This is a genomic window from Winogradskyella helgolandensis (assembly GCF_013404085.1).
Lineage (GTDB): Bacteria > Bacteroidota > Bacteroidia > Flavobacteriales > Flavobacteriaceae > Winogradskyella > Winogradskyella helgolandensis.
The window spans coordinates 625,016-640,775 of the sequence record NZ_JABFHO010000001.1; the positions used below are offsets into that span (position 1 = coordinate 625,016).

Consider the following 15,760-nt stretch of genomic DNA (forward strand, 5'->3'; position numbering starts at 1 on the left):
AAATTAAACCTGACAGGTTTCAAAAACCTGTCAGGTTTAATTTACTTTATCGCTTTAAAGTAAAATGCGATCTAAATTCCTTACGAATACCACTACTAGGCTCATCGTACTCTACCGTAAACCAATAGCCTCCTGTTGGCAATGCATTTCCATTATAAGTACCATTCCAACCCTCACCATCTGGACTGATTTGCTTTAATAACTTGCCGTAACGGTCAAATATGTAAATTTTAGCAGTACTTCCAATACCTTCAACGTTCCAAGTCTCATTATTACCATCTCCGTTAGGAGTAAAATACAATGGATAATCAATAATAAACGTTGTTGTTACTGTTAATCCACAGCCATTCTTATCTCTTGCTGTGATCTCATGGTCTCCTGAAGATACGTCTGTAAAAGTCCCTTCATCTTGCCAAGGCCCTCCGTCTAAACTGTATTCGTAATCTCCTATTCCTATAGCTACAGCTTCTAAAACATGATTATCTGCAAAGGCTTGGGTTAATCGCTCTACACTTAAGCTTGGTGGTTCACTTTCTATGACCAATGTTGAATCGTCATTTTCACAACCGGTTACTAAATTCGTGATGTATACCTCATAATTTCCTCCTTGTGTTGGCATAATACTAGAGCTAGTTTCGCTTAGCAATACACCTTCAAATGTCCATGCAAAACTATAGTCTGCTATAGACAAACCTGTATCAATTACTAATGGTTCTAATATTTCTGTTCCATTCGTATTTAAACACAGTGTATAATTCTCTTCTAAATTAAATTCCGGTAATGGATTTACTTGTAAAGTCATTGCGGCCACTTCATAACAGATTGATGAGTCATTTCCTATTGTATCTTGTGTGTCATTATCTACCCTTGCATAAATCACCTGTGGATTAACGCTATTTTCATACAATGTTGGTAATGGATTTACATTTAAGTCCGCCTCTTCTTGTGTCGCGAAATACGTCACGATATAATTCAGTGGATCTTGGCCATCTAAGACTTCAGCATCTCTTGTGGTTAAATCAAATTGCGCACTATCATTGGTAGTATCACCATCGGTTTCCATGTTGTCATCACATGTTTCGTAAATTATAGGCACCATATTTGGATTGGCTTGTGCTGCTTCTTGGACTTCGATATTAAAACTTTGTGTACTGATAGAACACCCTGTAATCGTGTTGGTGATCGTTACAAAGATTTGTTGCGGGTTACTAAGATTGGTATATGAACTTGTAATGCCGTTAATTCCTGCTTCCGCATCTGCAAGATTTTCATGGTAACTTACCACAAAATGTGTTGAATCTTGACCGTTTAAGACTTCATCGTCTTTCGTTGTTAAGTCAAAATTATCAAATCCATCGGTGAATAATTCACATTGTATAAAGTCTGTTACAGCTACTACTTCTGGTAATGGAAGCACTACAATTGTAAAATCCACTAGTGCATAACAGCCTGTAGCAACTTTAGTCATCCTTACATAAATCTCTTGCTCAGGGGTATCTATATTAGTGTATTGTGTTGGATCTGGAATTGGGTCAATATCTAAATCTGCATTGTACTGTGTTTCGTAGTAGCTTATGGTGACTCCTAATTCCCCATTTCGGATTAAAGTTTCATTAACCGTTAAATCAAATACTTCTAATCCATCACCTGTATTAAGATCATCACACAACTCTATATTTGGCAATAAATCACTTGGGGTTGGTGTAGGATTAGGCAATACTCTAAGGGTTAAAGTTACCATGTCCACACAACCTGTATTAGTGTCTGTAACCACTGCAAATAAGGTTTGTGGGTTAGCACTCTGACCGTTTATTTCAGTATTCGTGTACTGCGTTGGATCTGGTATGGCATTATCTTGAGCTTGCGCATCTGCATTAGTCTCGTAGTAGTCCACTGACCAGCTTCCGTTGCCACCTGTAATTTCTGAGTTTTTAACTGTAAGATCAAATACGGTATATTCATCCCCTGGTACTTCTCCTAAACCATCACACTCACTCAATTGCGTTGGTTGTATTGCTACTGGTGGTAATGAAACCATCAGATCAAACTGACCTGTGTCATAACACTCTGTTATTGGGTCAAAGAGACGCACATAAATAATTTGCGGATTACCATTATTGATATAATTGTTCACATTAATAATAGGATTATCTCCTGTTTCCGCATTTGCAGCACTTATATGATAGGTTAAATCGACTGCTAATGCATCTTGACCATTAAGTATTTCTTCATCCTTTGTGGTGAGATCAAACTGTGCGAAACCATCGTCATCACTATCACATATAACATAGGATTCTATAACTGTTGGTACTTGTGGTGCTGGATTTACAATAAGTTGAAGCGTATGCTGTGTAAGACTATAACATTCTGTTAAGATGTTCTCTGAACGCACATAAATGGTTTGATTGCTGGCTACAATATTTGTATATAAACCTATAATGGCATTACTTCCTGTTTCTGCATCACTCTGTGTTTCATGATAAGTAATTGCAATATCTAATTCACCATTTGTAATTTCAATGGTACGTATTTCTAAATCAAACTGAGCAAATCCATCATTATCAACATCACAAACTTCAATTGGTGTTGGATTGGGTTCTGGTGATGGAATAGGATTTACTCTAAGGGTAATTGTAACAGTATTATAACAGCCTGTAATATCGTTTTCTGCTCTTACAAAAATAGTTTGCGCATTGCTTGTATTTACATATGGACTAAAAATTGGGTTAGTCGAATTATCTGCATCCAATTGCGTCTCATAATGCGTTAGCGTAATGCCCGTTTGACCGTTTAGTATATCGTCATTGGCGTCTTCTAAGGTAAAGCCTTCTTGCTCGTCTCCTGGATTATTAACATCGCATAGCTCTAATGGTGCTGGTGTAACTAAAACTGGTAATGGGTTTACAATTAACTCTAAGCTTACTAGTTTATAACAGCCTTCTATGGTTGAATTATCTTCAACACGTATCCATATGATTTGGCTAAAATCGTCTGTATTGATGTAGGCTAATGGATTTACTATTGGACTAGTGTTATCTATTGCATTTGCCTCTGTATCAAAATAGCTAAGGACATATTGCGTTGAGTCTTGACCATTTAAGATCTCATCTGATTTGCTTGTTAAATCAAAAGTAGCATAACCGTCAGCAGATATATCGTCACATTCCTCTAATGGTGTAGGATCAATGAGCTGTGGTGTTGGCTCAACGATTAACTCTAACAAAATTATAGTCGCACAGTCTGTAGCTATAGTTGAACTTTCTACTCTTACATAAAGGATTTGAGCATTTTGCACAATATTATTATAGCTTACCGTAGTGTCTATAGCATCCACCCCAATATCAGCATTAGTCTGTGTCTCGTGATACGTTACTGTTAGTCCTGAAGTAGCACCTCCAGTGATTTCATCATTTACATCCGTAAGCGTAAACAAACCATAACCATCATTATCCGGATCACAATATATTAAAGCTTGTGGTGTATTTGCAATTGGTGCTTGTTGCACTAATAATTCTAAAGTTGTAATTGCATAGCAACCTGTATTGACATCCTTAACTTTTGCAAAGATAATTTGACCGTTGCTAGTATTTGTATAAAGCATTGGCAATACATTTGTTTCAGCTTCAGCTTCTACTAACGTCTCATAATAACTTATAGAATAGTTAGGATTGCTTCCTGTGATTTCTGCATTTTTTAAACTTAAATCTATTGCTGTTAAACCATCTGGTGTACCATCGTCACAAACTTCTAATGGAGTAGGACTAATAAGTGTCACTTCTGTATAAACAGTTACAGATTGTGAACTTGTTGTAGGACAAGTACCAATTGTAGTATATTCAATCGTATAGGTTGCATCTGAGGCACCTCCAGTTATAAGACCTGTGTTTGCGTCAACAGAAGCTCCATCCGCTGGAACTGGATTAAATGAAAAACTACCACCTGCATCTCCTGTAATCGCTGATACTCCTCCATCACATGTTGGTGATATTGAAAATGAAGCATTATCAGCAGTTATGACATTGAAGGTTTCTACACTTGTGTCAGGACATCCTCCTGATGTTGTATATTCTATCGTATAACTTGCACCTGATGCTCCATTAGTCACTGTTCCTGTTGCAGAATCTATCGTTGCTCCATCTGAAGGAACAGGATTAAAAACAAACGTTCCACCTGAAGTTCCTGAAATAGATACAGTAGCTCCGTCGCAAGTTGGTATGACACTAAAAGTAGCATCATCTTGCGTTAAAATCTCTCCATTAACCGCAACTCGAGTAGCTGAAACACAACCTGTAACTGAATTTGCAGCTTGAGCATAATAGGTTCCTGATGCATTAACAACTAAACTTGTACTATTAGATTGTAATAAGTTTCCAGCAGTTGCTGCATCAAACCAATCTACTGTAATTCCGCTAGGCACTGTTACAGACAAAGTTGCTTCGTTAGAATTGCAACCTGAATCTGCATCACCATCACTAACAGGTGCATCTGGCAAAACAGTAGATGTCGTAACACCAACCCTAGTTAAGGACACACAACCCGTTACTGTATTGACAGCCTCGGCATAATATGTTCCTTCCGCTGTGGCAACATATGTAACACTATCTGATTGTAATAAAGTACCACCCGTAGCTGCATCATACCAATTTACAACCATCAAATTAGACACTGTGACGGAAAGCGTGGCATCATTCGTTATACAATTAAAATCAACATCTCCATCACTAATTGGAGTCGCTGGAAAAGTCGCGCCAGAAGCATTAACCGCTACTCTTGTTGTGGACGTACATCCTGTAACTATATCAACAGCTTCCGCATAGTAAATTCCTGGCGCGGTTGCTGTATAGGTTTCAGAATTTGATTGTACCAAAGTACCGCCAACGGCTGCATCAAACCAATTAATATTTATTCCACTTACCGGTGCGACAGATAACGTTGCTTGGTTACTAATACAATCAAAATCAATATCTCCATTACTAATAGGAGCTACAGGATTTGGATTAATAGTTACTTCATATACATCTGAAAATGTAATACAATCAGAATTATCTAAATTGGCTGCAAATTCTGCAACTTTAGTTCTGTAATAAGTTTTCGTTGTAATTCCTGAGATAGAAATAGAAGCATTCGTTTCACCGGTAACATCAGTCCAACTTTCACCATCAGAACTGACTTGCCATTGGTAAAAATGATCACTAAATACTGTAAAATCTGGTATTGCTGTAAGAATATCTGAATACGGTGTTTCCGAATTACAAATAAAAGCCGAATTATTATTACTAGTATCCTCTACAGCAATTAAATCCCCACAACTTTTAAATACAATATCATCAATAGCTAAATCATTACCACAACCACCAGCACCATTATTAATCATTTTAAGAATTACAGACGTCTGACCTGGTAACGTTTGAAATACCAATCCATACTGCTCCCAAGTTGGTACTGAAGAACTATATATATTACCTGTATCACCTGAAGCTAATAAATTAGTATCGGTATCATCCCAAATTTCAAACTGTACATTTACAGGAATTCCATTACCACCACAGCCAGAAAGCGGTAATATGTTCATTAACCATGAAGAAAATTCGTATGTTGTATTTTCACACAATCCATCTATAGATGTGGTATAAAATTCTCCTGTAGTAAAACTTGCATTTACAATTAATGCTTTTCCGTTTACATCATCGGTATGATCACTTGGCATACTCCAACCATAATGAGATGTTTGCGGTCCTATAGTATATTGACCATCCTGAGGTCCAGGAAACCCTACAAATGTATAAGTCGTTGTACCCACAGGTAATTGCGGAGTATAACTTGTACCTGTTCCAAAATCTTCTGTGAATATTGGGTCACCAGAGTTTCCTGTACAGAATCCCAATTGAGCATGTATTCCGTTTGTAAAAAAAGAAATACAAAAAATTATGACTATCTTAATAAATAATAAATTGTTTCGCACGTTTCAAATATATAGATAAGTTTGTTCAATAATCCTCAATTTTAAGGGTTAAAACTGCGAAAAACGCATTTGTATAGTCTATGTATAGGTCATTTAATTTTTTTAAACGCAATAGAATTAAATCTTTGGTGATTATAGTGCTTTTAATAGCCTATTATTTGTGTTTGCCCAAACAATTATTTAAAGATCCGACAGCAACAGTTATTTCAAGTCGTTCAAATGAACTTCTAGGAGCATTAATTGCAGAAGATGGTCAATGGAGATTTCCGGCAAACGATAGTGTTCCAGAAAAATTTAAAATTTGTATAATTCAGTTTGAAGATGAATATTTTTACAAACATCCTGGGTTTAATCCAATTTCAATTTTTAAAGCTTTAAAAAGTAATTTAAGTTCTGGTGAAGTTAAACGTGGAGGGAGTACACTAACCCAACAAGTCATTCGATTATCTCGACAAGGACAACCACGCACCTATTTTGAAAAATTTAAAGAACTTATTCTGGCGACACGTTTAGAATTTAGATTATCTAAAGACAACATTTTAAATCTTTACGCTAGCTATGCTCCTTTTGGTGGCAATGTAGTAGGTATTGACGCCGCATCTTGGAGATATTTTAATCGAAATGCTTCAAATTTATCTTGGGCAGAAAGTGCCACTTTAGCGGTCTTACCAAACGCCCCAAGTTTAATTTATCCTGGTAAAAATCAGAAACTATTGTTAGATAAGCGTAATCGCTTGTTGAAAAAACTCTATGACAATGAAACTATAGATAAGTTAACTTATGAGTTATCTATCGCTGAAGGTCTACCTCAAAAACCATATCCACTACCTCAAATAGCTCCACATTTATTACAAAAAATAGCCAGAACACATAAAGGAGAACGCGTAAAAACCAGCATAAAAATCGATTTACAAGAACAAGCTAACGCAATCGTAAAACAACATCATAATTTATTAAAGCAAAATGAAATTCATAATCTTTCCGTTTTAGTTTTAGATGTCAAAACAAGAGAAGTACTGACTTATATTGGAAATTCACCAACAGATAAAACCCATCAAAATAGTGTCGATATTATTGACAAACCTAGAAGCACTGGGAGTATTTTAAAACCCTTCTTATATGCTGCTATGCTTGATGCTGGCGATTTATTACCCAACACATTGGTTGCAGATGTGCCCACACAATTTGGTAGTTATCAACCTGAGAATTACAACCAAACTTACGACGGAGCAGTACATGCTAATGAGGCCTTATCACGCTCATTGAATGTACCTATGGTTCGTATGCTCCAAGAATTTGGGCTCGACCGATTTTATCATTACCTCAAAGCACTTCAGCTTAAAGATTTAAAATACAATGCCAATCATTACGGATTGTCTTTAGTGCTGGGAGGTGCAGAAAGTAACCTATGGGATTTATGTAAAAGTTATGCTGCAATGGCGTCGACTTTAAATCATTTTAATTCAAATTCTAGTCAGTATTTTACAAATGAATTTTGCCAACCGATTTATAATTTTAATCAAACTATGAACTTCGGAAAACTTACGTCCGAAAAAGAAGTTTTTGATGCGGCTTCCATCTTTCTAACTTTTGAAAGCATGAAGCAAGTGAACCGACCAGAAAGTGATGAAAGTTGGGAATACTATGATTCTTCACAAGACATTGCATGGAAAACCGGAACGAGTTTTGGGTTTAGAGATGCATGGGCCATTGGCACTACACAAGATTATGTAGTTGGAGTTTGGGTAGGTAATGCTGATGGAGAAGGACGACCAGGCTTAGTTGGTGTGCAAACTGCAGCACCTATACTATTCGATATTTTTGATTTATTACCAAAAAGTGATTGGTTTGCTAAACCCTACGACGAAATGCTTGAGGTTAGTATCTGTGAAAAAAGTGGCTATAGAGCATCTTCGGTTTGTGATGTTACAGAAATGAAATATATTCAAGCTAGTGGCAAGAAAACCGGACCTTGTCCGTTTCATAAACTCGTGCATTTGGATGCTTCGGAACGTTATCAGGTAAATTCATCTTGTGAAGCGGTTTCAAACATTACTAATACGTCTTGGTTTGTACTTCCTCCTTTACAAGCCTATTATTATAAAACTAAAAACCCTTATTATAAAGTATTACCACCTTTTAGATCAGATTGTATAGAATCATCCGGAATTTCTATGGAATTCATTTATCCTAACCAACAAAGCACTATCTATTTACCCAAAGGATTTGATGGTAAAACCAATGAATTAATTCTAAAAGTAGCCCATTCTAAACCTGAATTAGAATTGTATTGGTATATTGATGAACACTACATTGGAAACACAAAAGATATTCATGATATGGCCGTTTTGCCTTCACCTGGAAAACACAACATAACGGTTATAGACGAACTAGGAAATGAACTAAAACACCGCATTACAATTTCAGAATAATATTTAAAAACCTATTATAAAATTGTAATACGAGATTTCATTATCTATTAATATAGACCCAACTACTTTGCGTTTTTGCACCACCATCATAAACCATGGTATAGAAATAAGTCCCTACAGGTAATTCATCCCCATTGTTGCTTTGGCCTTCCCATTCGTCACTATAGTTGTTTTTTGAATATACTAGCGTACCATAACGGTTAAAGATCTCTAACTTAGTCACATCAAAGTTACTGAGATCAAAATTATCGTTTTGGCCAGGCGATACTCCTGGAGATATCCCTTGAGGTATAAAACAATCTTGAGGTCCCGAGTCTAGAGAAATACTAACTGAAGTTCTAAAATCTGAAGTACACCCTGTAAGTTCGTTAACTGCTTCGGCATAATATACTTCTTGATCACTTACTGTAAACGTTGTACTATTTGCAAGTAATATGTCACTACTTGTTTCTGAGCTGTACCAATTTACAATGACACCTGATGGTACACTAACTGACAATATAGCTCCGTTAATTGCACAATCATAATCCACATCTCCGTCACTCATTGGTTCATTTGGTGCAAATATGCTTGTGCTCACTGCTGCTCTAGTGCTCGACACACAACCTGTAATATCATCAATAGTTTCTGCATAATAAGTACCTTCTAAAGAAACCGTATAATTAAGACTATTACTTAATAAAAGAATCCCTCCAGAAGCAGAATCGTACCAATTTACAGTTACTCCTGATGGAGCAGAAACAGATAAAAGAGCTTCATTAAAATCACAATTAAAATCGATATCTCCATTACTAATCGGTGCTGCAGGCAAAGCACTAACGGCACTTACAGCTGTTCTAGATGCAGAAACACAACCTGTTGTATCATCAACCGCTTCAGCATAATAAGTTCCTAACGTTGTTGCTGTATATGTAAAACTATCCGCTTGTAAAAGATTTCCTCCCACAGCATTATCGTACCAATTTACAGTAACACCAGACGGCACTGAGACTGATAAAATAGCTTCTTCAAGACTACAATTAAAATCTACATCTCCATTACTAACAGGTGATGATGGCAATTCACTAATAGCACTTACAGCCGTTCTGGTTGTGGAAATACAACCTGTAGTGAGATCTACCGCTTCAGCGTAATATGTTCCTAAGGCTGTTGCTGTATAACTAAGATTATCGGCTTGTAAAAGATTACCACCTACAGCATTATCATACCAATTTACTTCCATATTAGACGGTACCGTTACTGACAGTAACGCCTCGCTAATGTTACAAATAAAAGGCATATCACCACTGCTTATAGGTGCATCAGGATTCGCATTTACCGAAATTTCAAAAACATCAGACAACAATATACATTGATCATTATCTAAATTAGTCGCCACCTCTGCTATCTTTGTTCTGTAAAATGAAGAAGATGCTACTGAAACCTCAAGGGTTTGATCTGTTTCACCTGCAATATCAGTCCATGTAATACCATCACTACTTTCCTGCCATTGATAAAAATGAGAAGAAAATACCGCAAAATCTGGTGTCGCTGTTAAGGTTAATGAATATGGCATATCACTATTACAAATATCAGCAGACGTATTATTTTGTTCATCTGTTACTGCTACAAAATCTCCACAAGCTTTAAACGCAATATCATCAATGGCTAAATCATTTCCACAACCACCATCTCCATTGTTTATCATTTTAAGAATGACTTCATGTTGATTTGCTAACGTTTGAAACACTAAACCATATTGTTCCCATACTGGATCTGGCGTACCATAAACATCACCTGTATCTCCACTTGCAAGCAAATTAGTATCGGTACTATCCCAAATTTGAAAACTAACATTAAATGGAATTTCAATACCTAAATCATGACAAAACCCAGGAATCTTAACTAAATTAAACAACCACGCTGAGAACTCATAAGTTGTCGTTTCACATAATCCTGAAATTGTTGTTCTATAAAATTCACCAGCAGAAAAGCCTGCATTTACCATTAAAAATTTCCCGTCTGTATCACCAGGTGTATGATCTTCAACTTCATGCCAATCAAAACCATTCCCAAAAGACCCATTACCAAGTGTATAAAATCCATCATCAGGAAATCCATCTGTATAATAATACGTTGTAGTGCCATCTGGAAGTACTGAGTTTACTGTTCCTGTTCCAAAATTTTCAGAAAAAATAGGATCACCTGAGTTTCCTGAGCAAAAACCTAATTGAGCACGTACTTGTATTGAGAAGAAAAAAACACAACAAAATAAGATTACTTTAATACCGGAGGGATTTTTTATTGCGTTCATAAAAATTGTTTATTTAGTTAAATTAGAGATTATTGTATACGCTCAAATATAGAAATAAGATCGAGTAATAATTGTGAAAATGGCCTTTGTATAGTTCATGTATAGGTATCATAAGTCGAGAATAGGTGTTTTAAGATAAATAATTGAGCTATTACTAAAATATTCGCAAATGAATAACGATATCCCTAATTTAAACACCATTATAATTAGTAATTTTAAACATTCACAAACCCAACCACACCATAATTTATATTTTCGTATTCGAGGCCATTCAAAATTAGCCAACCAAACACATAAATTTGGAGCCATCATCTTTACACCATATAGATTTTATGATTCCGTCGCTCCAATAATAATCTTCAGATAAGCAGTCACAATCTAAAACAGCAACTTTACCGTATTTAATTTATTCTTTTTAACAAAATAATTCAATAGATATAATTGATACATAAAAGTTCTAATGTGTATTTTTACAACCGTAAATAAATTTTAATTATGGAAACTCTTCAGTTTATACATTCAAAATGGGCTTATCTAGTTTTATTAGTTTTAGTCCTAGCAACACTCAACGCACTTATTAAATTTTTTGGTGACAAGGAATTCGACGCAAAAGATTTTAGAATTTCATTATTCGCATTAATTACAATGCACATTCAATTACTAATTGGTATTGTATTGTATTTCACCAAGGATTATTTTTCAGTAATTGAGCAAGTTGGTGGCATGGGAGAAGTGATGAAAAACTCAGGATTAAGAAAACTAATTATAGAGCATCCATTCGCAATGATTATTGCTGTTGCTTTAGTTACAATTGGGTATTCAAAACACAAAAAGAAATTGACCTCTAAGCCAAAATTTAAGCTATTGGCTATTTTTTACACATTGGCTTTAGCTTGCGTTTTATATATGATTCCATGGAATCTTTGGTTTTAAATTTCAAATTATAACATAAAAAAAGCGTCTAGAAATAAACTTCTAGACGCTTTTTTAATTTAATAAACACTTAATATATTATTCTTCTCTAACTAAATAAACATAAACAGGAAAATGATCACTATAGCCTCCTGAAAGTCCTGCGTCAATCATTCTCAAAGGGTAGCCTTTATAACGCCCTTCTTTGTTCGTTAAATACGACTTATTAAAAATACCTGCTTTATAAAATCTAAATGACGAATAATCTTTTTCCAATAACGGTTGTGTAAACAAAATCATATCAAACAAACTCCAAGCATCTCTATAACCTGTTGTGCCTAAGCCCATTTTCTTATATTGATTTTCAAAAGGATTATAGATACCTTTTAACTTTACATCTTCCTTATCTGCTTCCGTTTTCAATTCTTTTTTCATACTATTATTTGTAGGGTTGTCGTTAAAATCACCCATTGAAAATACTTTAGCATAAGGATCTATTGACTGTAAAGAGTCAATTATACGTTTGTTCAATTTTCCAGCAGCAACACGTTTAAATCTACTTCTTGCTTCCCCTCCACTTCGCGATGGCCAGTGATTAACAATAATATGAATTAAGTCTCCTTCTAATTCACCGCTTACTAATAATTGATCTCTGGTGTAAACACGTTCTCTTGTTGAGTCATCATAAATAAGTAACTCATGAGAGCTAGTATCAATAGGTTTAAAAAGTGCTTTTTGATACAGTAGTGCTACATCAATCCCTCTTTTGTCAGGTGAATCAAAATGAATAATGCCATAATCCTTTTTTAGCAATTCTGGCTCGTTAACTAAATCTACTAGAACTTGTCTGTTTTCAACTTCGGAAACTCCAATAATAGCAGGTGTGTTTTTTGTGTCATCATGACCAATATCTGCTACTACTTTAGCCATATTATGAAGCTTTTTTACATAAGCCTCTGCTCTAAGCGATTCATTCAACTCCATAATAGGACTTGCTTCATCATATTTAGTCGTATCATTGATAGTGTCAAATAAATTTTCTAAATTGTAAAATGCTACAGTATGTATTTTATACTTTTTCTTTTCCTGAGCATTGGCACTCATTAATACCAAAATAAATAATACTAATAGAGGGTGTTTTAATTTTTTCATTGAATGGATGTTATATTAACATTAATTACTTTACAAAACTTAAGCCAAAAGTAGATATTTATTATAAATAATGTAAATTTGCGAGCCTTAAATAACTTTTATTTAATGCACAAAGACAATTAACATTAAAATTTGGTATGAAAAAAAGTTTAATTATTTTATTACTTGGAATTCTTTCCTCTTTTACTATGGTGGCTCAAAGCACTATTATTAAAGGTAGTGTAAAAGATGCTGCATCTTCGGAACCAATTCCAGATGTCACAATTACAATTGAAGAAACCCAACAAACAACTTTAACTAACGGCTTTGGAGAATTTGTTTTCTCTAATAATGTACCGTTAGGCGAGCAAGTTCTAAGAATTTCTAAAGAAGGTTATGTCACAAAACGCTATCCTATCATTGTTAATGAAGGAAAAACGGTTGACATTACAGACATGATTTTAGACATCGATGTATCAGACGTACAAGACATGTTTACAATCACACTTTCTGATGACGAATTAAATGATGACACTAGTGGTGCTGATAACATTTCAGGATTGTTGTCGTCTTCATTAGATGTTTTTCAAAGAACAGCAGCTTTTGAATTTAGTTCTTCATTCTTTAAGGTAAGAGGTTTAGATTCAGAAAACGGTTCTGTTTTAATGAACGGAATTGAAATGAACAAACTTTACAACGGGAGACCGCAATGGAGTAATTGGGGAGGATTAAACGACATGATGCGTAACCAAGTATTAACTACTGGTTTAACACCTTCAGACTACAATTTTGGTGGTGTTTTAGGATCATCTAATATTATTACTAGAGCTTCTTCATACAGAAAAGGTGGTAGAGTTACTTTTTCTTCTTCTAATAGAAGTTATACAAATCGCGCCATGGCAAGTTATGCCTCTGGTTTATTAGAAGGTGGCTGGTCTTACGCACTTATGATAGGAAGACGATGGGGAGAAGAAGGTTTTGTAGATGGAACCTTATATGATTCTAATTCATTTTTCGCTTCTGTAGAAAAGAAAATAAATGAAAAGCACAGTATTAACTTTACCTCTGTTTACACACCAAACAGAAGAGGAAAGTCATCTCCAAACACTCAAGAAATTTATGATCTGAAAGGGATTAAATATAATGAGTACTGGGGAAGTTTAGATGGTGAACAACGCAACTCTCGAATTAAAGAAGTTGAGGAGCCAATCTTTATGTTAAACCACTATTGGGACATTTCTTCTAAAACAAGATTAAATACTAATGTTGGTTACCAATTTGGGAAACAAGGAAACAGTAGATTAGATTATAGTGGTGGCGCTAATCCAAGTGCAGCATACTATCAACTATTACCTAGTTACCATGTTCAGAGAGGTGATCTTGACAGAGCTTATTTAGCCGAGCAAGAGTTTATAGAAGATGGTCAATTAGATTGGAATCGTATAATAGACGCTAACGTTACTAATAACATAAGTGACACGAGTTCTGCGTACGCATTATATGAAGATAGAGCAGATGACAAACAATTAACCGTTAATTCTATTTTTACGTCTGAAATTAATGACAACATCATTATTAATGGTGCTGTTAATTATAAAAATTTAAAATCAGAAAACTTTGGTGAAGTAATCGATTTATTAGGATCAGATGTTGGTTTGTTAAATGTAGATTCTTTTGATGGTTACCAATACGATAACCGAAATAGTGATAGATTAGTAGGTGAAGGCGATAAGTACAGATACAATTATAATTTATATGCTGATGTACTGTCTGCTTATGCACAAGGGCAGTTTAAATATAATAAATTTGACTTCTATGTTTCTGGTAGCATAACTAGTACAACATATCAAAGAGAAGGTTTATGGGAAAACAGCAGATTTGATGAAGCTCAAACTTTTGGACCTGAAGCACCAACATCATATGGAAAAGGAGAAGAACTTTCTTTTACAGGTGTAGGTGGTAAGGCTGGTGTAACATACAAAATATCTGGAAAACACTTAATCGACGTTAACGGAGGTTATTTAACTAGAGCCCCTAATTTACGTAACACCTATTCTAACTCTAGAGAGAATCATAGTGTTGTAAGAAACATAAGTGAAGAAACGGTGACTTCTTTTGATGCTAGTTACATATTTAGATCACCAATTGTAAATGCTAAAATAACTGGTTTCTATACTAAAATCGAAGATGCCAATGAAGTTGGTTTCTATTATGCTGATGGTATTAGTGGTGGAAATGAGATAGCAGATAATGATACCTCTGCATTTGTACAAGAAGTTTTAACAGGTATAGATAAAAATCATTTAGGTGTTGAATTAGGAATTGAAGCTCAAGTAACTCCAACTATTAAATTAAAAGGTGCAGCTTCTATCGGTCAATACACATACGGTAATAACCCTAATTTATATTTAACTTCTGCAAGTTTTGAAACTGCAGACGGTTCTGGTTCTATTGATTATGGACAAGCAAACCTAAAAGATTACAAATTAGCAGGAGGTCCTCAGAGAGCAGCTTCTATAGGTTTTGAATATAGAGATCCTGATTTCTGGTGGTTTGGTGCAACAGCTAACTTCTTTTCTAATGCTTACATTGATGTAAATGCATTAACAAGAACTGAGAACTTTTATTTAGCTTCAGACGGATTACCTATTAATGACTATGATGAGGAATTAGCAACAGAGTTATTGAAACAAGAGAAGATTACTGACTACATGGTTGTTAACTTAGTAGGTGGTAAATCTTGGAAAGTAGACCAGTATTACATTAGTTTATTTGCAAGTGTTGGAAACTTATTAGACGAGATATACAAAACAGGTGGTTTTGAGCAAGGTAGAAATGCTAACTACACGGAGTTAAAAGAGGATAATGCAGATGGCACACCTAGATTTGGTTCTAAATATTGGTATGGTCGTGGTGCAAATTATTTTGTTAACTTAAACGTCAGATTCTAAAAAAAAAGAAAAATTAATAAATAATATTACGATTATGAAATGTGAAACATTCATGAGTTCTATAATTATAAATAAAAAT

General features: G+C 34.9%; 7 protein-coding genes. 4 read left to right on the forward strand and 3 right to left on the reverse strand.

Features of this window, described 5'->3' with window-relative positions:
* Window positions 1-46: 46 nt before the first annotated feature.
* A complete protein-coding gene (locus tag HM992_RS02500; protein ID WP_229720430.1) occupies window positions 47-5,884 on the reverse strand; it encodes an Ig-like domain-containing protein in 5,838 nt (1,945 codons plus the stop codon).
* Between the two features lie 158 nt (window positions 5,885-6,042).
* On the opposite strand from HM992_RS02500, the gene pbpC reads away from it, so the two are divergent.
* Complete coding sequence (gene pbpC / locus HM992_RS02505) at window positions 6,043-8,394, forward strand: penicillin-binding protein 1C (RefSeq protein ID WP_179318602.1); 2,352 nt, start codon at window positions 6,043-6,045, stop codon at window positions 8,392-8,394.
* Between the two features lie 40 nt (window positions 8,395-8,434).
* On the opposite strand, the gene HM992_RS02510 is transcribed toward pbpC, so the two are convergent.
* The gene (locus tag HM992_RS02510; RefSeq protein ID WP_179318603.1) at window positions 8,435-10,687 is read right to left on the reverse strand and encodes a gliding motility-associated C-terminal domain-containing protein; all 2,253 of its coding nucleotides are present in this window, start codon (window positions 10,685-10,687) and stop codon (window positions 8,435-8,437) included.
* A gap of 169 nt (window positions 10,688-10,856) precedes the next feature.
* Between HM992_RS02510 and HM992_RS02515 the strand changes: the two genes are divergently transcribed.
* Window positions 10,857-11,054: a hypothetical protein gene (locus tag HM992_RS02515; RefSeq protein WP_179318604.1), complete on the forward strand. Its 198-nt coding sequence runs from the start codon at window positions 10,857-10,859 to the stop codon at window positions 11,052-11,054.
* 125 nt (window positions 11,055-11,179) lie between these two features.
* A complete protein-coding gene (locus HM992_RS02520; RefSeq protein WP_179321019.1) occupies window positions 11,180-11,620 on the forward strand; it encodes a hypothetical protein in 441 nt (146 codons plus the stop codon).
* Window positions 11,621-11,698: 78 nt separating this feature from the next.
* Here HM992_RS02520 and HM992_RS02525 read toward each other — a convergent pair whose 3' ends face one another.
* Window positions 11,699-12,751, reverse strand: a complete 1,053-nt coding sequence (locus HM992_RS02525; RefSeq protein WP_179318605.1) for an endonuclease/exonuclease/phosphatase family protein — start codon at window positions 12,749-12,751, stop codon at window positions 11,699-11,701.
* Between the two features lie 137 nt (window positions 12,752-12,888).
* Between HM992_RS02525 and HM992_RS02530 the strand changes: the two genes are divergently transcribed.
* On the forward strand, window positions 12,889-15,681 hold the full coding sequence (locus HM992_RS02530; protein WP_179318606.1) for a carboxypeptidase regulatory-like domain-containing protein: 2,793 nt from the start codon (window positions 12,889-12,891) through the stop codon (window positions 15,679-15,681).
* Window positions 15,682-15,760 lie beyond the last annotated feature (79 nt).

What these genes read in the sequence shown, in the direction of transcription:
- HM992_RS02515 (WP_179318604.1), top strand. Translation starts at nt 10,857, where the DNA reads ATGAATAACGATATCCCTAATTTAAACACCATTATAATTAGTAATTTT.
- HM992_RS02525 (WP_179318605.1), bottom strand. Translation starts at nt 12,751, where the DNA reads ATGAAAAAATTAAAACACCCTCTATTAGTATTATTTATTTTGGTATTA.
- HM992_RS02530 (WP_179318606.1), top strand. Translation starts at nt 12,889, where the DNA reads ATGAAAAAAAGTTTAATTATTTTATTACTTGGAATTCTTTCCTCTTTT.
- pbpC (WP_179318602.1), top strand. Translation starts at nt 6,043, where the DNA reads ATGTATAGGTCATTTAATTTTTTTAAACGCAATAGAATTAAATCTTTG.
- HM992_RS02510 (WP_179318603.1), bottom strand. Translation starts at nt 10,687, where the DNA reads ATGAACGCAATAAAAAATCCCTCCGGTATTAAAGTAATCTTATTTTGT.